This window comes from Furfurilactobacillus rossiae DSM 15814, assembly GCF_000428925.1.
Taxonomy (GTDB): domain Bacteria; phylum Bacillota; class Bacilli; order Lactobacillales; family Lactobacillaceae; genus Furfurilactobacillus; species Furfurilactobacillus rossiae.
Genome location: NZ_AUAW01000004.1, coordinates 18,835 through 37,630 on the forward strand (window position 1 = coordinate 18,835; position 18,796 = coordinate 37,630).

General features: G+C 43.9%; 16 protein-coding genes. 8 read left to right on the forward strand and 8 right to left on the reverse strand.

Features of this window, described 5'->3' with window-relative positions; all coding sequences use genetic code 11:
* Positions 1 to 36 precede the first annotated feature (36 nt).
* The 5 genes from gyrB to dnaA form a co-directional block, all read right to left on the reverse strand.
* Positions 37 to 2,067: a DNA topoisomerase (ATP-hydrolyzing) subunit B gene (gene gyrB, locus G400_RS0102750; RefSeq protein WP_017262425.1), complete on the reverse strand. Its 2,031-nt coding sequence runs from the start codon at positions 2,065 to 2,067 to the stop codon at positions 37 to 39.
* 86 nt (positions 2,068 to 2,153) lie between these two features.
* Positions 2,154 to 3,338, reverse strand: a complete 1,185-nt coding sequence (gene recF / locus G400_RS0102755) for a DNA replication/repair protein RecF (protein WP_017262426.1) — start codon at positions 3,336 to 3,338, stop codon at positions 2,154 to 2,156.
* Entirely contained in the window at positions 3,339 to 3,599 is a 261-nt protein-coding gene (gene yaaA / locus G400_RS0102760) for a S4 domain-containing protein YaaA (RefSeq protein WP_017262427.1), read from the reverse strand. It lies immediately after the preceding gene.
* A gap of 352 nt (positions 3,600 to 3,951) precedes the next feature.
* On the reverse strand, positions 3,952 to 5,091 hold the full coding sequence (gene dnaN / locus G400_RS0102765) for a DNA polymerase III subunit beta (RefSeq protein WP_017262428.1): 1,140 nt from the start codon (positions 5,089 to 5,091) through the stop codon (positions 3,952 to 3,954).
* A 228-nt stretch (positions 5,092 to 5,319) separates the two neighbouring features.
* The gene (gene dnaA, locus G400_RS0102770) at positions 5,320 to 6,654 is read right to left on the reverse strand and encodes a chromosomal replication initiator protein DnaA (protein ID WP_017262429.1); all 1,335 of its coding nucleotides are present in this window, start codon (positions 6,652 to 6,654) and stop codon (positions 5,320 to 5,322) included.
* Between the two features lie 614 nt (positions 6,655 to 7,268).
* Between dnaA and rpmH the strand changes: the two genes are divergently transcribed.
* The 3 genes from rpmH to yidC all read left to right on the forward strand — a co-directional run bounded on the left by rpmH (position 7,269) and on the right by yidC (position 8,782).
* Entirely contained in the window at positions 7,269 to 7,403 is a 135-nt protein-coding gene (rpmH, locus tag G400_RS0102775) for a 50S ribosomal protein L34 (protein WP_011668979.1), read from the forward strand.
* 110 nt (positions 7,404 to 7,513) lie between these two features.
* A complete protein-coding gene (rnpA, locus tag G400_RS0102780; protein ID WP_017262430.1) occupies positions 7,514 to 7,858 on the forward strand; it encodes a ribonuclease P protein component in 345 nt (114 codons plus the stop codon).
* A 126-nt stretch (positions 7,859 to 7,984) separates the two neighbouring features.
* Complete coding sequence (yidC, locus tag G400_RS0102785; RefSeq protein ID WP_152323525.1) at positions 7,985 to 8,782, forward strand: membrane protein insertase YidC; 798 nt, start codon at positions 7,985 to 7,987, stop codon at positions 8,780 to 8,782.
* Between the two features lie 112 nt (positions 8,783 to 8,894).
* On the opposite strand, the gene G400_RS0102790 is transcribed toward yidC, so the two are convergent.
* A complete protein-coding gene (locus G400_RS0102790) occupies positions 8,895 to 9,365 on the reverse strand; it encodes a helix-turn-helix domain-containing protein (RefSeq protein WP_017262432.1) in 471 nt (156 codons plus the stop codon).
* 315 nt (positions 9,366 to 9,680) lie between these two features.
* On the opposite strand from G400_RS0102790, the gene G400_RS0102795 reads away from it, so the two are divergent.
* The 5 genes from G400_RS0102795 (at position 9,681) to mnmG (ending at position 16,799) form a co-directional block, all read left to right on the forward strand.
* Complete coding sequence (locus tag G400_RS0102795; RefSeq protein ID WP_017262433.1) at positions 9,681 to 10,880, forward strand: TMEM175 family protein; 1,200 nt, start codon at positions 9,681 to 9,683, stop codon at positions 10,878 to 10,880.
* The gene (gene coaBC / locus G400_RS0102800) at positions 10,864 to 12,081 is read left to right on the forward strand and encodes a bifunctional phosphopantothenoylcysteine decarboxylase/phosphopantothenate--cysteine ligase CoaBC (RefSeq protein WP_017262434.1); all 1,218 of its coding nucleotides are present in this window, start codon (positions 10,864 to 10,866) and stop codon (positions 12,079 to 12,081) included. Before G400_RS0102795 ends, coaBC begins: the two co-directional genes overlap by 17 nt.
* 116 nt (positions 12,082 to 12,197) lie before the next feature.
* A complete protein-coding gene (jag, locus tag G400_RS15625) occupies positions 12,198 to 13,247 on the forward strand; it encodes an RNA-binding cell elongation regulator Jag/EloR (RefSeq protein ID WP_017262435.1) in 1,050 nt (349 codons plus the stop codon).
* Positions 13,248 to 13,412: 165 nt separating this feature from the next.
* A complete protein-coding gene (gene mnmE / locus G400_RS0102810) occupies positions 13,413 to 14,804 on the forward strand; it encodes a tRNA uridine-5-carboxymethylaminomethyl(34) synthesis GTPase MnmE (RefSeq protein WP_017262436.1) in 1,392 nt (463 codons plus the stop codon).
* A gap of 78 nt (positions 14,805 to 14,882) precedes the next feature.
* Positions 14,883 to 16,799: a tRNA uridine-5-carboxymethylaminomethyl(34) synthesis enzyme MnmG gene (mnmG, locus tag G400_RS0102815; RefSeq protein ID WP_017262437.1), complete on the forward strand. Its 1,917-nt coding sequence runs from the start codon at positions 14,883 to 14,885 to the stop codon at positions 16,797 to 16,799.
* 168 nt (positions 16,800 to 16,967) lie between these two features.
* Here the strand turns inward: mnmG and G400_RS0102820 are convergent, their stop codons facing one another.
* Both G400_RS0102820 and G400_RS0102825 read right to left on the reverse strand, forming a co-directional pair.
* The gene (locus tag G400_RS0102820; protein WP_017262438.1) at positions 16,968 to 17,840 is read right to left on the reverse strand and encodes a 1-acyl-sn-glycerol-3-phosphate acyltransferase; all 873 of its coding nucleotides are present in this window, start codon (positions 17,838 to 17,840) and stop codon (positions 16,968 to 16,970) included.
* Positions 17,837 to 18,796 carry a glycosyltransferase family 8 protein gene (locus G400_RS0102825; RefSeq protein ID WP_017262439.1) on the reverse strand — a complete coding sequence of 320 codons (960 nt, stop codon included), beginning with the start codon at positions 18,794 to 18,796 and terminating at the stop codon, positions 17,837 to 17,839. Before G400_RS0102825 ends, G400_RS0102820 begins: the two co-directional genes overlap by 4 nt.

An 18,796-nucleotide genomic window follows, 5' to 3' on the forward strand; every position in this document is an offset into this window, starting at 1 on the left:
CGTCGGTGCTCTAGTGCCCTAATTTATGCAAACAAATTAAGCATCAAGGTTTTCAACGAACTTAGCGTTATCCTCGATAAACTTCCGACGTGGCTCAACTTTATCACCCATCAACATGGTGAAAATCTGATCTGCTTCAATGGCATCTTGTGGATCAACTCGTAACAAACGGCGCTTTTCAGGATCCATTGTTGTTTCCCAAAGTTGTTCGGCATCCATTTCACCAAGCCCTTTATACCGTTGGATCATTGGCTTAGGAGACGGTGGCAACTGACCTAAAATCGTGTTTAGTTCATCATCTGAGTCGATATAGCGCATCATCTTACCTTGAGCAACTCGGTACAACGGTGGCTGCGCAATATACACGTAACCAGCATCGATCATTGGCCGCATAAACCGGTAGAACAATGTCAACAACAGTGTCCGAATATGGGCACCATCGACATCGGCATCGGTCATGATGATTAGCTTATGGTAATTAGCCTTTGAAATATCAAAATCTTCACCAAAACCAGTTCCTAATGCGGTAAATAATGACCGAATTTCTTCATTGGCTAAGACACGATCCAAGCTAGCTTTTTCAACGTTCAGAATCTTCCCACGGATTGGCAAGATTGCCTGTGTTAACCGTGATCGACCTTGTTTGGCTGAACCACCGGCCGAATCACCTTCGACGATGAATAATTCTGAAATTGCTGGATCCTTAGAGGTGTTATCCGCTAACTTACCAGGCAAATTAGAAATTTCTAGACCTGACTTTTTCCGTGTAACTTCACGTGCCCGTTTAGCAGCGACCCGTGCCTTCGAGGCCAAAATACCTTTGTCCACGATTTTACGAGCCGTGTCCGGATTTTCCATCATGAACCGACTGAATGTGTCACTGAACAAGTGATCCGTGGCCGTCCGGGCATCCGAGTTACCCAATTTAGTCTTCGTTTGACCCTCAAACTGTGGATCTGGGTGTTTGATTGAAACAACGGCCGTCAAACCTTCACGAACATCATCCCCAGACAATGGATCATCATTATCCTTCAATTGACCACTCTTGTGCGCATAGTCATTGATGACTCGTGTCAGCGCTGACTTAAACCCAGTTTCATGAGTCCCACCTTCATAGGTGTGAATATTATTTGTAAACGTGAGTAAATTGCTGTGGAAATCGTCAGTGTATTGCAGGCTGACTTCGACCACGATGTTGTTTTGAGTCCCTTCAACGTAAACAGGATCCTCGAACAAAACATCTTTGCCATCATCCAAGAACTTGACGTATTCCTTAATTCCACCTTCATAGTGGAAATCTTGTTTGGTCGGTGTTTCTGGGCGATTATCGGCAATCGTAATCCGTAAGCCTTTGTTCAAAAAGGCCAGTTCACGAATTCGAGTCGTCAAGACCTTAATGTCATAAACCGTTGTTTCACGGAAAATATCCGGATCCGGCTTAAAGTGAACAATGGTTCCATGAGCATGCGGTTCTGAATCGCCGATGATCTTCATTGGCGTCTTAACGTGGCCGGTATCAAAATCCATGTAATAGATTTTGCCGTTTCGCATAACCTTAACGTCTAATTCAGTGGACAAGGCGTTAACAACGGACGCACCAACCCCGTGCAGACCACCAGAAACCTTATAACCGCCACCGCCAAACTTACCGCCGGCATGCAAAATTGTATAAACAGTTTCTAGCGCTGGTTTACCCGTTTTCTTTTGAATGTCGACCGGAATCCCACGACCGTTATCCGTAACGGTAATGGAATTGTCCTTTTCAACAACCACATTAATTTCATTAGCAAAACCGGCTAATGCTTCATCAATCCCGTTATCGACAATTTCCCACACGAGGTGGTGCAGTCCTTGAGAACTGGTCGTCCCAATGTACATTCCGGGACGTTTACGGACGGCTTCGAGGCCTTCCAAAACCTGAATTTGATCAGCATTATACTGACCAGCTTCAGCTTCACGTTGGTTGGCATCGCCGGAAGCAACCTTAGATGCTTGGTCAGCTTCTGCCTGTTCCACACGTTCGCGTTCCGCTTGCGTTAACTTTTGCTCGTCGTCTTGTTCAGCCAAAGTAATTCCTCCTCAAACGTGGTCCAGCATCTAAAAACGGACCGTTAACCACGTTGCTCAAAAACTGCTGCTTACTAACTTGTTACTTACTCCTGTTGTGTTTCCCGTCCATCGTCACCGTTTTGACTATCACTACCATCGCTTGATGATACTGATTCATCCTGACTTAAATGACCGCTGGCAATATTGAATATCGTCGGATCATTGATCAGTTTGCGGGCAATACCGCTTAACGATGTAGTGGTTAGAAAGGTCTGAACCTTATCTTGAATAGACCGCAACAGGTGTGTCTGCCTTGCATCATCCAGTTCACTCAGCACATCATCTAGTAACAACACTGGGTATTCACCTGTGATTGCCTTCATCAAATCAATTTCAGCTAGTTTCACAGATAATGCCGTCGTCCGTTGCTGACCTTGTGAGCCAAACGTCTGGACATTTTTGCCGTTAACCATGAAGTGAAGGTCGTCGCGGTGAGGGCCAATTAATGTCGTCCCTTGCTCGATTTCCTTCGCTTGTTGTCGCTCAAACTGTTCCTGATACGCTTTGTATAAGGCATCAACACTTTGTTCGCGCATTGCTTTAATCTGGTTAACGTATTCAAACGCGAGTTCTTCGCGTTCTTGCGAAATCACTTTATGCACTTGTTGCGCCCAAACGGCCAATTGATCAAGAAAATTCAACCGTGCTGCAACAATTTCAGCGCCAAACGCAGCTAATTGATCACTCAACACCCCGAGATAAACCAAATCCTTAGCCTGTTTACGTTGTAATTGTCGCAAGTAATTATTTCGCTGCCGCAAAATTGACCGATACTGGCCAGCGTTATACAGATACTTAGGACTCATTTGCCCAAATTCTTGGTCAATGAAATGCCTTCGCACTGATGGCGACCCTTTAACCAGCTCCAAATCCTCTGGGGCAAACAAAATCACGTTAAGATTGCCCACATAAGCCGATAAACGAGCCTGCTCAAGGTGGTTCACCTTGGCTTTTTTGCCTTTCTTGCTAAACGTCAGCTCTAATGGCGTAACCGTATTCGTTTTATGAACACGACCAGCAACTAGGGCCTCATTAGCCTGCCAGCCAATTAAGTCACGATCGTTTGCCGTTCTGTGTGAACGCGTCAAGGCTAAAACGTAAATTGCTTCCAGCAGGTTTGTCTTCCCCTGTGCATTTTCGCCCAGTAACACATTCACACCTTGATTAAACTTGACGTCAAGGTCAGCGTAATTACGAAAATTCTTGAGGTGTAAACCTTCCAGGTACATTTACGCATCCTTTTCCGTCGTGTCTGCTGACTGATTTTGCCGTATAAAAAATAGCCCTACATCTGGGACATCTACTGAATCACCAGGATAAAGTTTACGACCACGACGATCATCCGGTTCGTTATTAACGGATACTGAATGCTCGCGTAAGTACCACTTAGCCTGGCCGCCTGAATCAACAACTGATTCTTCTTTCAATAGTTGGCCCAAAGTAATGAAGGCTGTCTTGATTAAAACTTCTTTTTTCACAATCAACACCATCCCTTACTTACAGTAACTATTATACCGTTTTCAGAACCGAAAAACAATTAATTAACCGGTTTTTACGCCCTATAATCGATTTTATATCTTTTTAAATACCCGATACTAACGAACCCTCAAAATGGCTAAGAGACGCTTTAAACGCAAAATACGACAAAATCGCCTTAAAAAACGACTTTTATTCCGAATCTTGGCGTTGTGTTTCTAATTCCCACGTTCTGTCGTTTGAAATTATCGCAAACATCCCAACCACAGAATGTGACTTTCACAAGATTGACACAAAAAAGAGCACCCCCGAGACCAAAATACTACTGGTCTTGGAGTGCTCCTTTTGGGTTACTTATGCAATCAACTAAAACGTCCGCACAGGTGTAATTAGCTGAATAAAGTTTTGTTCATCCTCACTTGGGACCAAGGTGAATGGTCGTAAAGCTGAAGTGAAGCTTAATTTAATCTGTGATTGACCAAAGGAACGCAATGCATCCTTCAGGTAGTCTGGGTTAAATGAAATCTCTAAGTCTGAACCTTCTAGGCTGATGGCTGATAGATTTTCTTCAACAGCACCAACATCTGGTGAGTTGCCGAAAATTGTGGCCGATTTTTCTTCACCCTTCAGCGTAATTTTAACCACGTTGTTCCGACTTTCATGTGATAACAATGATGCACGTTCAATAGCAGATAGTAACGTTGGTGCAGAGATTTCCATAGTCGTGTCAGATTCACTAGGAATCAAACGTGACGTATCTGGATAATTACCTTCTAGCAAACGTGAATAGAACGATGTGTCACCAAGTAAGAAGAGCACTTGGTTTTCAGCTAGGCGCATCTTAACGTCAGTGCTGTCTTCGCCAATCATCCGTGATAGTTCAACTAAGGATTTTCCGGGGATGATTACGTCGTGAGTTTCGGTCGCCGGCGTCGGTAGAGTAACTTTGCGCTGACTTAAACGATGTGAATCAGTCGCAACAGCCGTAAATTGATCACCGGCCAAAGTAAAGTGCACTCCAGTTAAAATTGGACGACTTTCTTGGTTCGAAACGGCAATAACCGTAGTGTTGATAATGTCACGAAAAACATCACCAGCCAACGTTACTTCATCATCACTTTCAATTTCAGGTAAGTGTGGGTAACTATTGGCATCCAAACCATTGATCGTAAAGGCAGCTGCTCCAGAGGTAATGTTTGCCTGAAAACCCTCTTTAACCGCAACAGTCATTGTAGCTTCTGGTAAACGTTTGACAATTTCACCAAAGAAACGTGCTGGTAAAACAATGTTACCGGCTTCTTCAACATTTAGTTCTGCGTTTTCATCATCTGCACGGAGCGTGGTTTCAATTGAAATATCAGTATCAGATCCGGTAAAGGTGATTTCGTTGCTGGTAACTTCTAGTTTTAAACCGGTTAATATCGGAATTGTCGTTTTTGTAGAAATAGCACGTGAAACATCATTGAGCTTTTTAATAAAACTTTGTCGATTGACCGTAAATTTCATTCTTAGTCCCCCAAAGTGGTTTATGTAATTTGGGGCAAAGCCCCATTACTTATTTAAGATATAAAGATAGTCGTAGTAGTAGGCAGTGTGGATACTGTGGAAAACCAAGAATTCCAAGAGCTGGTAAAGTTTTCCACCTGTGGATAACTTAAGTAAAACTCAGATGGTTTCGATTCACTTATCCACAGGTCCTAACGACGTCCTGCCCCCATGATACGCCAGTTTTTACTAGCGTTGTATCTCAATTTTAAGCTGCTGAATGTTTTCAGCAAGTTTTGCGTCGTTTGAAATGCTCTCGGCAATTTTATCGCAAGAATGCAAAACAGTTGTATGATCTTTGCCACCAAAGGCTTTACCGATTTTTGGCAAGGATGAATTCGTTAATTCACGGGCTAGATACATAGCGATTTGTCGTGGAACAACGATCTCCTTCATCCGCTTTTTACCCTTAAGATCGACGAGATTAACGTCAAAGTAGCTTGCAACCTTCTGTTGAATGAGTTCGATTGTAAGTGTTGGTTTGCTTTCAAGATTAAGACTCTTCAATGCGTTGTGAACTAAGTCTTCATCAATCGGCTTCTTTTGAAGGCGCGAATAGGCCTGTACACGTGCGAGCGCGCCCTCTAATTCACGGACGTTACTATTGACCTGGCTGGCAATAATTTCGAGTGCATCGTCAGGGATTTCAATTTGTTCCCGTTCAGCTTTATTACGTAAAATGGCAATCCGTGTTTCTAAGTCAGGAGCCGTAATGTCAACGGATAGGCCCCATTTGAAGCGACTTACTAAGCGGTCTTGTAACTTAGGAATCTCGTTGGGCAAGCGGTCAGACGTCAACACGATTTGTTTACTATTATTGTAAAGTTGCTCAAACGTATGGAAGAACTCTTCCTGAGTCCCTTCCTTGTCTGCAAAGAATTGGATATCGTCCACAAGGAGTAGATCAACGTACCGATACTTCAACCTAAATTGTTCCTGAGTCTTGTCACGGATTGACATAACCATATCATTGGTGAACTCTTCACTGGTGACGTACATAACGTTGGTATTAGGGTTACGGGCAATCATGGCATGACCGATGGCGTGCATTAAATGTGTTTTACCTAAGCCAACACCACCATAGAGAAACAAGGGATTATACAAGGTACCGGGTTCCTCAGAAACCGCCATGGCAGCCGCATTCGCCATCTGGTTCCCCTTACCAATAACGAATGTATCAAACGTGTATTTGTCATTCAACGAGTTTGCATGATTGGTAACTTCAGGTGTGGCAGTGTCAGTAACAGGTTCTTGTACTGTTGGCTGAGCAGGTTGCTCACCTTCAATGACGTATTCTGGTTCCAATTCAGCTTGAAAATCAGAGAAAGCAAATTCGACCAGTTTGGGGGTTAGCGTTCGCTCCCAGTAGTCTTTATGAAGCTGGGAAGGAACTTGTAAAACGAAGCGTGGCGGCTGGTAAGAAAGTGGCAGTGCTGATTCGACCCACGTATTAAAGGTAACGGGTGACAAATTAGCGCGGAAACTTTCTTTTAAACCATCCCAGAGTGTGTTTTTATCGACCACCGATGAAGCCTCCTAGAATGAATTATGCATAAACAGTAATAATTTATGACGAAAATAAAAATAACAAAATCTGCAAGGACAACTTTAGCATGAACAAACAGAGTTTTCCACAGGTTCCACAGAACAAGTTACGAATGTTCCACAGGATTGTGTGAAGGTTATCCACAGGAGCGTTGAAAAATCGGGATTTAGTCTCTGTGAAACAAGTTTTCCACCGATGATTGTTATTAAATAACGTTGAGAACAATAGCTTTCGAAAAGTTATCCACAGAAAAAATCGGGGGTGTGGATAACTTTTCAAAGGGCTGTGGATTTGTGTATTTTGTTGTTAAAATCCTGTGGAAATAACGTTTTTTAAAATCTAAAATCCACTGAACCTGTGGATTAGTTTTGCCAATCTGTGGATAACTTTTGCCCCACAAATTACCGGAATCGACAATTTGTTGTTTGCAAGTAACTCTGTCTATGATATTATATTTAGGAACTGCATGAGTTTTCTCGTGCGCTAGCTTTTAGCTAATCAACCATATATGTAACGCTGGATATCCAAGTGTGTCGTCACGTCACCACTAAGGTATCTGTGTCGTAACGATCCAAAGGAGGTGCAATCCAACATGAAAAGAACTTACCAACCAAAGAAGCGTCATCGATCACGTGTCCATGGTTTCCGGAAACGGATGAGCACAAGTAACGGCCGTCAGGTGTTAGCACGTCGGCGCCAAAAGGGCAGAAAAGTATTATCTGCATAAAAACAGGCCACTGATATTTTTCAGTGACCTTTTTTATTTTTTTAGTCCACGATGACCATTAGTGTTGGTTTTGTGGCGTTGAATCATTTTAGTTGAGGAGATTCGGACCATTGAGAAAGTCATACCGCATCAAAAAAGAAAGCGAATTTCAAACGGTCTTTGAAACCAGAAACTCGATTGCCAACCGTCAGTTTGTTATCTATACAATGGATAAACCAGAGCAGCCACATTTTCGTGTTGGTATTTCTGTTGGTAAGAAAATTGGCAACGCTGTCCATCGTAACTGGGTTAAGCGTCGAATTCGTCAGTCATTGTTGGAGTTAAAACCAATGCTTCGTCAGGACGTCGACTTCTTAGTTATCGCGCGACCTTCAGCTGATGGGCTATCAATGGCCGAAATCAAAGAAAACCTGACGCATGCGTTACGTTTGGCAAAGTTGCTGGATGCAGAGTAGCGTTACAGCACAATATGAGTGGGCAACATAGGCATTATCAAAATGAATGAAGTAAATGAGGAAAAAATCGTGAAGTCAAACGGAAAACGCTCCGGCCGTAAAAGCCGACGACGATTAGCGCTGACCATGATTGCTGCAGCCAGTTTATTCTTGGCAGCGTGTGGTAAAAAGCCAATCACCAGCAGTAGTACAGGATTTTGGGATCACACGATTCTGTATAATTTAAGTCAATTCATCATTTGGCTGAGTCATGTATTCGGTGGTTATGGGATGGGGATCATTATGATCACCCTGATCATCCGGATCATCATTTTGCCATTAATGATTTATCAAACGCGTTCAATGCGGCGGATGCAAGAAATTCAGCCACAGTTGTCGGCGTTGCAAAAGAAATACAAGTCGCGTGATACGGCTACGCAACAAAAGCTTCAGGAAGAAACACGGAAATTATATGCTGAAGTTGGCTATAACCCAGTTTCAGGATGTTTGCCACTGATTGTTCAGATGCCAATTATTTGGGCATTGTATCAAGCAATTTATCGGACATCAGCATTGAAGACGGGTTCATTCTTATGGATGCAGCTTGGGGATCGCGATCCTTACTTCATTTTGCCAATTCTTGCCGCCGTCTTCACTTTCATTAGTTCTTGGTTGAGTGTTAAGAGTCAGCCAGAGAGTAACTCAATGAATATCGTGATGGTTTGGGGGATGCCAGTGATCATCTTCTTCACTGCCGTATCCGTACCAACAGCGCTGTCATTATACTGGGTAATTTCAAACGCCTTCCAGGCTGGTCAAACATTGCTGATTCAGAATCCTTGGAAGATTAACCGTGAGCGTGAAGAACGTGAAACGGCTAAGCGCGATCAAGCGAAAGCCAAGCAGCGAGCAATCAAAAAGGCTCGTCGGTCACGACGTCGTTAATTCAATAAATGATTGAAAAATCTGCACGCCTCATCAATTTGATGAAGCGTGCAGATTTTTTTGAACCGTGTAAAAATTACGCTTGTTGTAAGCAAAAAAGATTATAAAATAACTAATTTATTAGGCTGGACTGAACACTTTTTAGAATGTACTCAATGCGCTCTTCCATTTGATTCATGTCTTCAAGTGAATGAGTCATCAGGATGTTGATAGCCAGTGCTTCAATTCGTTTGTACCAAAACTGATAAACTTTTTTTCCTGAAGCTAATAGCTTTAAATTGTGCACCCGTCGATCCTTTGTATCCTCGACTTGCTGGACCAAATTGAGTTTCATAAGAGCAGTAATCCGCGTTGAAAGTAGCGGACTCGACATGCGGAAAAGGTGGCTAAGCTTCGAAGATGTGATTCCTGGTTCTAAACCAATCTGAGTAACCAGTAGAATGTCGCGTAGCCCCAGTTTGGGAAGATTACCAACGTCCATGTTGACCTTCTGTAATGCATAGATATCGGCGAGGTGGCCATGAATTAACAAGGTCGTCATTCGGGCGATGTCAGCCTGCGAAGGTTGAGCTTGTTGTGTCACTTTAATGACTCCAATCTGTATAGCTTTTAATGTGGTTTTTAGCGCAAGTGCGCCGAGTGCGCTATGTATAGAATAGACGGGTGGTGTAAACAGTTCAAGCCGTCAATGATTACAATAACGTTACAAATGAAACTATTGCGGACATTCATTATTTATCGGCTATAAGTTTTGCGATGGATATTGGCTACACGTCGAATTAATTTACCGATGACAACTATTTTTAGTTAAGGCTGTTGTTTGCCGCACTTTATAGTGGTGTCTATGCATAAAGAACCTTAAACTGATAATAGTTTCTATTTGGAGATGGTCAGAACGATGAATAAAGAGCGGTTCACTGGATTTTCTGACGCGATTATTGCGATTGAAGTTACGATTCTGATTCTTGAGATCGAACCACCTGAGCAGGCAACGCAGGCGGCAGTCCTAAAGCAAGCTGGTTCATTTGCAGCCTTTACCGCAAGTTTTCTATTAATTATGGCGACATGGTACTTTCATCATAATATTATTAATGTTGCGCACCGAGTGACATTTCCCGTGTATTTGGCCAATACTCTATGGATTTTTGTGATGTCATTATTTCCTCTAGCTACCGCTTGGGTTGGTCGATATCCGTTAGCTTTTTGGCCTGAATGTCTATTCATTTTAGTAACATTGGTATGGATGGGCGCTTATTCGTTGTTAGTATATAGCTTAGGTGTTGCCAATCCAGATCAACTTCATGAGTTTTATGCATTGGGGAATTCTCGTGAAAACTTATTATGGCGTTTTGGCATCGTTATTGCCGTGCTACTGGTTTTACCATGGTGGCCGATTGCCGGCATCATAGGCCAGATTCTGTTAGGTGTGGCATCTGCTGTGTTAACACTGAGAAATAATAATCGTCATCAGGATATTAATAAATCGCGATTAATTGCCTTTACGGATGGTATTATCGCTATTATCGTGACATTGTTGGTTTTACAGTTGGCGGTGCCCGCCGGTATTCACGTCCATGATTTATTGACTCAAGGTGTTAAGTTTGCGACCTATGTGATTAGTTTCTTGTTCATTATGATTGTGTGGTATAACCATCATGATTTATTTAACGGTTCTGGTAGGATAACGACTATCGTTTACTGGGACAACGTTGTATGGCTGCTTTTTTTGAGCTTTTTCCCATATGTGACAGCCTTTGTCGGGGAATTTCCAGAAAGACGGTTGGCAGAGTGGCTATATGTGGTGGTCCAATTGCTATGGTCACTATCTTATACAAAAATGGCGCGCGACTTACAACGGACCAATCCAGCTAATGGCGAGCATATTCGGTTTGTTGGCAAACTAAATGGGTATAACGCGACTGCATTGTATGGTGGTCTCATTGTGGCCGTTGTGCTGGTCTACTTTGTGCCAATCAGCGGCTTACTTGTTACGATATTCTTGGCAGGTTTTAACGTCATTCGGGCTTGGCATGATGCACAACGTCAAGACCATCATTACGTGGAGAAACGGGAGGAAAAGCATGGGACTCGAGAATAAGCACATTGCCGTTTTTGTCACCGGTGGCATTGCAATTTACAAGGCGGCTGAAGTCGTTCGCGGTTTGATGAAGCAGGGAGCGATTGTTCGTGTAGCAATGACAACAGACGCAACAAAGTTTGTGACGCCGCTGACGTTTGGTGCACTGACTAAACAACCAGTATTGACGGATTTGTTTGACGACAATGGTGGTGCCGGTCACTATGTACCACACATCGAGATGGCTGATTGGACGGATATTGCCGTTGTTGTTCCAGCAACGGCGAATATTATAGCTAAAATGGCGATGGGGATGGCTGATGATGCTGTCTCAACAACGCTATTAGCCACAACATCATTAAAAATCGTTGTACCGGCAATGAATAATCACATGTGGGAAGCACCAGCGACCGTTCGTAATGTGGAAACACTAACCGCCGATGGCGCGATGGTGATGCAACCAGATACAGGGATGTTAGCGGAAGGGTATGCAGGGCGTGGCCGATTGCCTGAACCGGCAACGATTGTAGATTTTGTAAAGCAAAAATGGGCCCAACAAACGGGACGTTTGCGCCATCGCCATGTACTTGTAACTGCTGGTGGAACACGTGAACGCATTGATCCAGTTCGTTTTATCAGTAATGATTCCTCAGGAAAAATGGGGTACGCCATTGCAACCGCGGCTGCTAATGAAGGGGCTGATGTCACTTTAGTTAGTAGCACAACTGCTTTGACTGCACCAGCTGGTGTTGAAATTGTCCATGTTGCTGGTGCTAAAGAAATGTTAAACCAGATGCAACAACGTTTGGATCAACAGGATGCTGTTATCATGGCGGCGGCTGTTGCCGATTTTCGGCCAGTTGAAGAAGCTGCCCAGAAAATTAAAAAGACAGCCGATAACGATACGATGATAATCAAACTTACAAAGAACCCTGATATCTTAAAAACATTGGCAACGCAGAAAACTAAACAAATCATGGTCGGGTTTGCTGCAGAGACCCAACATCTATTGGCCAACGCACAACACAAATTGACTGATAAGAAATTAGATATGCTGGTTGCTAACGATGTGAGCCGAAAAGATATTGGCTTCAATGCTGACAACAACCAAGTAGTTATCCTGCGTCCCAATCAGGAGCCCGAAAAATTACCAATCATGGCTAAGTCTGAGCTTGCGGCAAAACTTATTGATAGGGTTGTAACGTTATTACCCGGGAAATGATTTTAGCTGCTAACATTTTGGCGACAAATGGTCGGTAACCAGAATGTGAATGTTCAATAAAAAGTTAGTCAATCCATGCTAAAATATAGATACGTGATTCATTTGGAGGAATAGCTGTGACGCAATATCAGGGGAAGACCGTGGATGAAGCAATTCAAAACGGACTCAAAAAAATTCAAATTGATCGTGACAAAGTAGCGATTACAGTTGTATCTGAACCGGTACATGGCTGGTTTGGACGCTTAAAAAAAGAGGCTATCGTCGATATTACGATTAAGCCAGTTTCCGTTACAAAAACGCCGCAATCGGCTAAGGTATCGGCTGGTGCGCCCACGGGAGCAACTTCATCACGGACAACGCAAAGTAAACCACTTAAAAATGCTAAAACTAGTCCGACGTTTGATCATCCAAGTGGTCAACGAGTGGCTGCTAAGCGTGATGAGGATATTGAACGAAATGTTGATGCCACTGCTGATGTTCGACGCCGTGAGGGAGACCATCCCCGCGCTAAAAGTTCATTAACCTCGTCTGAGGTTGTCGACAGTGTTGTTGCATCTGTGGAGACCACTTCGACTGTTTCAACAACTGCCGCGATGAGCGGTGCGAGCACTCAATCGCAGGCTGCCAACTTGAATGACTCGGTCACATCAGTGTCAGCGTCCACTCAATTGACACCGGCAGAGTTGAAGGCTCGCCAACAAGCTAATCAAGCACGCTTGGATGATAATTTGGAAGCAGTTGCTAATTACTTACTTGATGCGCTGGAACAACTTGGTATTAGCGCTGACGCCGAGGCCGATACATACCATCATGGTGCAACAATAACCTTTATGACCGAACAAGAAGGATTATTGATTGGTCGGCATGGTCGCACGTTGAACGCACTACAAGTACTGGGCAACACATTCATGTTGCGGCAGGGCATGCAACATTTTGAATTAATGCTTGATGTGGCTGGCTATCGTGAACGGCGCGCCAGCACGTTACGACGGTTGGCCGATAATACTGCGCGTGATGTAATTGCGGGCGGTGAACCAGAGTTGCTTGATCCCATGCCTGCTTATGAGCGGAAGGTTATTCACACACAGCTGGCTAAAAATGCGCATGTAACGACCTTCTCACAAGGCAGGGAACCACGACGCGGTGTTGTTGTTGCCCCACGCTGACGCTTGACAAAAAGAGCCGACGCTTTTAATATTGGGTACATTAATTAAACATTTGATATGGATATTACTGGTTAAAGTAGTCAAGGTGCTTTGCCCACGTGTTTTTTACGCGTGGGGTGGCACTTTTTTTATGCAATTTATTAATCAGCGGAGAAGGGAGTTTATATGTCACAAACGATTACCGAGTTTGATACCATCGCTGCTATTTCAACGCCACCTGGTGAGGGTGCAATTTCAATTGTGCGGTTGAGTGGTGAAGAGGCACTAGCAACTGCTGAAAGGGTCTTTAAGGGCCGCGATTTAAGTAAAGTAGCTAGTCACACCATTAATTACGGGCACATTATTGATCCTGATACTAACGAAGAAGTTGACGAAGTGATGGTTTCTGTGATGTTAGCGCCAAAGACGTTTACGCGTGAAGATGTTATTGAAATTAACTGTCATGGTGGGATTGTTGCTACCAACCGAATTTTACAGTTGCTGTTAAGCCATGGTGCTCGGTTAGCTGAACCCGGTGAGTTTACCAAACGTGCTTTTCTTAATGGTCGAATTGACTTGTCACAGGCTGAAGCCGTAATGGATTTAATTCGTGCCAAAACTGACAAATCAATGAAGGTTGCGTTAAATCAATTGGACGGTGATTTAGCTCACTTGATTCGCAATTTACGTCAGGACATCTTGGATGTTTTAGCTCAAGTCGAAGTGAATATTGATTACCCTGAGTATGATGATGTGGAAACCATGACGACACGGTTATTGTTGGAAAAGGCCAAGGATGTAAAGGCTAGAATTGCAGATCTTCTCAGTACCGCTCAACAGGGTAAAGTACTGCGTGAAGGTTTGGCAACAGCCATTGTTGGGCGGCCTAATGTCGGTAAATCAAGTCTCTTGAATCACCTTCTTCACGAGGACAAGGCAATCGTGACGGATGTCGCCGGTACGACCCGCGATGTCATTGAAGAATATGTGAACGTGAAGGGTGTGCCGTTAAAGCTGGTTGATACGGCCGGGATTCATGACACGACGGATAAAGTTGAAAAAATCGGTGTTGAACGATCCAAACAGGCGTTGGCTGCTGCTGATTTAGTTTTGTTGGTCATTAATGGCAGTGAACCATTAACGGATGAGGACCGCACGTTAATTGAAACAACGGCGGATAGCAAACGAATCGTCATTTTGAACAAAACTGATTTGCCGCAACAAGTCGACTTGGCCGATTTGCAAAAGTTAGTTGGCGATGACGCAGTGATTGCGACATCGGTACTGACGAATGCTGGGATGGATCAGTTAGAGGATAAGATTGCTAATCTGTTCTTTGGCGGTATTGAAAACAGTCAGACGACGGTAATGGTGACTAATGCTCGGCATATTGGTTTATTAAACCAGGCATCACAAGCCTTGGATGACGTTATGAGTGGTATCGCAGCGGGGATGCCGGTTGATTTAGTTCAAATCGATATGACACGTGCATGGGATCTGCTGGGCGAAATAACCGGTGATTCTGTGCAGGATGAACTGTTGACACAATTATTTTCTCAATTTTGTTTGGGCAAATAGTTGCCCAAACATGTTTCATGTGAAACATACTGCCAGAACTACAGTTATAAATAAGTTGGCACTTGAAAGGAAAATGAAATGATTTCAGAGGGAAAGCCATACCAGGCAAAAGCGTATGACGTAATCGTGGTCGGCGCTGGTCATGCTGGCTCTGAGGCTGCGCTAGCTGCGGCCAGAATGGGTAACAAAACACTATTAATGACCATTTCGTTGGAAATGGTGGCCTTTATGCCATGTAATCCGTCTGTTGGTGGTCCGGCTAAAGGAATTGTGGTCCGTGAAATTGATGCTCTCGGTGGTGAAATGGGCCACAACATTGATAAGACATACGTTCAAATGCGGATGCTAAATACCGGGAAAGGTCCTGCTGTCCGTGCTTTACGGGCTCAGGCCGACAAACATGCCTATCATGAGGAAATGAAGCACACGATGGAACGGGAACCTAATTTAACGTTGCGTCAGGGTGTCGTTACTTCCTTATTGGTCGACGATGGTGTTTGTCACGGTGTTGTGACAGCAACTGGGGCACACTATGAAGCGAAGTCTGTGGTATTAACCGCTGGTACTGCTTCACGTGGGAAGATTATCATTGGGGAACTGATGTATTCATCTGGCCCCAACAACTCACAACCGTCCATTGAATTGTCAGAAGATTTAGAGAAACTCGGTTTTGACCTGGAACGGTTTAAGACTGGGACACCGCCACGTGTAGATGGTGGAACAATTCATTATGATGAAACGGAAGAGCAACCTGGTGATAAGGAACCTAACCATTTCAGCTTTGATACGCCAGACAGTCAGTACATTGACGTTAAAAATCAACTTAGTTGCTGGTTAACTTATACCAATGAACATACGCATGAAATTATTCGTGAAAACTTGGATCGAGCACCAATGTTTTCAGGTGTGATCGAAGGGGTCGGACCGCGTTACTGTCCTTCCATCGAAGACAAGATCGTACGTTTCGCTGATAAGAGCCGGCACCAGTTGTTCTTAGAACCTGAAGGTCGACGGACTGATGAATGGTATGTACAAGGGCTGTCAACATCAATGCCAGAAGAAATTCAGCAGCATATTTTACATTCCATCAAGGGCTTAGAAGATGCAGAAATGATGCGGCCTGGCTATGCAATTGAGTATGATGTTGTGTCACCTTACCAGTTGCGTAACACACTAGAAACAAAGCTGATTAAAAACCTGTATACTGCTGGTCAAATGAACGGCACGTCTGGTTATGAAGAGGCTGCTGGCCAGGGTCTGATTGCGGGCATTAATGCAGGTCGTCGTGCTTTAGGCGAGGATGATTTCACATTAAAGAGGTCTGACGCATACATTGGCGTCATGATTGATGACTTAGTGACCAAGGGCACGAAAGAACCGTACCGTTTGTTAACGAGCCGTGCTGAATATCGGCTGATTTTGCGGCACGATAATGCGGATCTGCGTTTGACGGCCATGGGTCACGATCTTGGTCTGATTAATGATGAAAAATTCGCTAAGTTTGAAAGCAAAAAAGCGGCTATTACCGCTGAGTTAAATCGTTTGAAGTCTGTGCGCGTTAAGCCCAATGCACAAGTTAACGAGTGGTTGGTAGCACATAATGATGCGCCATTGAAGGATGGTGTGCTGGCGGCCGATTTCCTGAGGCGTCCAGAAGTGACCTATGCTGATTTGATGCAATTTATTGATGGACCGGCTGAGCCACTCGATCACCGTGTGGTAGAACAGGTTGAAATTGAGCTAAAGTATGCTGGTTATATTCAAAAGGCTGAAGAGAAGATTGCCAAGCTGAAGCGGATGGAAGCAAAGGCTATTCCGGCAAATATTGACTATGAGGCCATTGAAGGCTTAGCGACAGAGGGACGTCAAAAACTCGCTAAAATTCAACCGGAAACGCTGGCTCAGGCGAGCCGAATTTCTGGTGTTAACCCTGCTGATATTGCGATTTTGTCCGTCTATATTGAACAGGGACGCATCGCTAAGGTGTCGCAGTAGTTAAGTAAATTGATAATTCGTCTTAACGGATACTTGGAAGAAGTAACGATTTAAACTATAAAAAGAGTGGTCATCGCGAGTATTTCGTAATGACCACTCTTTGGTATTATTGTTAATTAACATTTACGTCTGGATCGTACAATCGTCAACGATAGTGAAATAATGGCTTTATTGCTGAGCACGATTCGGAATCCATCCTACAATGTCTTGTGGTTCAAACTGATAAGATAATGGTTCATGATAGGCTGCCTCATAGGCGGCCTTTTTTTGTGCATAATCCTGGTTCATCATGCGCGTGGCATTTGCGTTAGCCGATAGTTTAGGATCAGGGTAAATGAGCGGCAAAATGTGTAAATGATAACTCGTTTCATGAAATTCTGGCGTTGCTAATTTCTTTTCCGACCGAATTTCGGTAAAGCAGGAAATGATGGGCACGTTTGCTTTGGCGGCGTAATAATACGTGCCACGTTTGGGCGGCCTTGGCTTGCGGTAATTAAACCACATTTCTTGTTCGGGATAAATCAAAACGAAGTGACCAGCGGCAGTTGTTTTTTGAATCAATGCTGGTAGTTCGCGACCGAGATAGTCCAACCGTTTGGACAAGGGAATGATATCTAGGTTATTCATTAAATAGCCGAGTCCGCCGGTCATCGCCAAATTTGTGTCCTGGCTGACAATGAATAAGCGCCGGTGCTCATGACGAGCTAGTAGTCGCGGTACCGTGTTTTCAAGGGGATTGAAATGATTAGTGGTGATGATGGCACCTTGGTGTTTAGCTAGACCGGAAAGATTTTCCCAACCGGAAACGGTGGTCGTTCGGTTAGTCAGCCAGGTTGCGATGGCCATAAACGTTCGCGCAATCCAGTTGGCAATTTTAAAGTGAAATGTGTGACTACGTTTGAGGTAGTTATCGACGGCTTGCGTTTTGGCCTCAGTTGATAAGATAGGATCACCCACCTCTACCTTATCGTTAAAGCGGCCCTCGGCAATGGCCTGTCGAATGTTATCAATGACTTGGTCGCGATGATCAGCAACAATCATACGCGAATGGGCACACCGGTGGCGGCCACTTTTTTAAACGTCGTGGGTGTATCAGGTAACTGGCCAGCTTTAGTCATTAAGGTGGTCAGCTTGGCTCGATCGGCGTCTCGCTGTGCAGTTGTATAGTCGTTTAATTGTTGATGGAGCATATCTTTGTATGAGGTCTGATCCGCATATTGCCAGAAATAATGACCGTACATAATGTGGTCAAAATACCACGGCTTATAAAATAGATTGTAATGAATCAATTGTGGATTCTTCACTGGCGCATACTGTGGGTCTTTTGGCATGGCGTCCCAGACCTCGTCTAAGTACCGGATGCGACCATGACACATTGTATTGAGATAATCTTGATCTGGCGCAATGCAGTCAAACTGGTACGTTTGCAGAAATTTCAAGAAACGTTGACTGAAATGTTCCTCTCGTAATTTTGTTAGATTGAGGAGCAATACACCGGAGTTGATGTATTCGTTAGCAGGTAGACCAAGTGCATTAGTGATGTAATCGACCATTGGCGGCACGTGTTCAATTGAATGGTCTGGGGCGGCCCCAATCAAATTATTAGCCAATGGCAGCTCGTATAAATTAGCTAAATTTCCGGGGATGACCGTATCGCTGTCAATGTAAATAGCTTTTTCAAACTGCGGAAACATGTCGGCGATAAATAAGCGGTAGAAAATGGTTAAAGTAAAGAAATCGGCTCTGAGAAAATTTTGATGCTGATTTTGAATAGCAGATAACGACTGTGTTAAAGCCTTAAAGCGAACCGCTACATTAGGCGTACTAAGTGCGGATAGGCTGGCCTTTGTTTGATCAGACAACCCTTGATGCAAAATAATGACTTGGTAATGATCATTTGAATCAGCATTTGAGGTTAATGATTTGATCGAGACAGCGGCATAGGGTGCAAAATCTTCACTGATGGCGTAAAAGACAGGAATAATTGCTGAAGGCAT

Coding starts and splice junctions, on each gene's coding strand:
- coaBC (WP_017262434.1), top strand. CDS start 10,864: ATGGGACTCGAGAATAAGCACATTGCCGTTTTTGTCACCGGTGGCATT.
- G400_RS0102825 (WP_017262439.1), bottom strand. CDS start 18,796: ATGCCTTCAGCAATTATTCCTGTCTTTTACGCCATCAGTGAAGATTTT.
- mnmE (WP_017262436.1), top strand. CDS start 13,413: ATGTCACAAACGATTACCGAGTTTGATACCATCGCTGCTATTTCAACG.
- G400_RS0102795 (WP_017262433.1), top strand. CDS start 9,681: ATGAATAAAGAGCGGTTCACTGGATTTTCTGACGCGATTATTGCGATT.
- yaaA (WP_017262427.1), bottom strand. CDS start 3,599: ATGGTGTTGATTGTGAAAAAAGAAGTTTTAATCAAGACAGCCTTCATT.
- recF (WP_017262426.1), bottom strand. CDS start 3,338: ATGTACCTGGAAGGTTTACACCTCAAGAATTTTCGTAATTACGCTGAC.
- mnmG (WP_017262437.1), top strand. CDS start 14,883: ATGATTTCAGAGGGAAAGCCATACCAGGCAAAAGCGTATGACGTAATC.
- rpmH (WP_011668979.1), top strand. CDS start 7,269: ATGAAAAGAACTTACCAACCAAAGAAGCGTCATCGATCACGTGTCCAT.
- dnaN (WP_017262428.1), bottom strand. CDS start 5,091: ATGAAATTTACGGTCAATCGACAAAGTTTTATTAAAAAGCTCAATGAT.
- G400_RS0102820 (WP_017262438.1), bottom strand. CDS start 17,840: ATGATTGTTGCTGATCATCGCGACCAAGTCATTGATAACATTCGACAG.
- yidC (WP_152323525.1), top strand. CDS start 7,985: ATGATTGCTGCAGCCAGTTTATTCTTGGCAGCGTGTGGTAAAAAGCCA.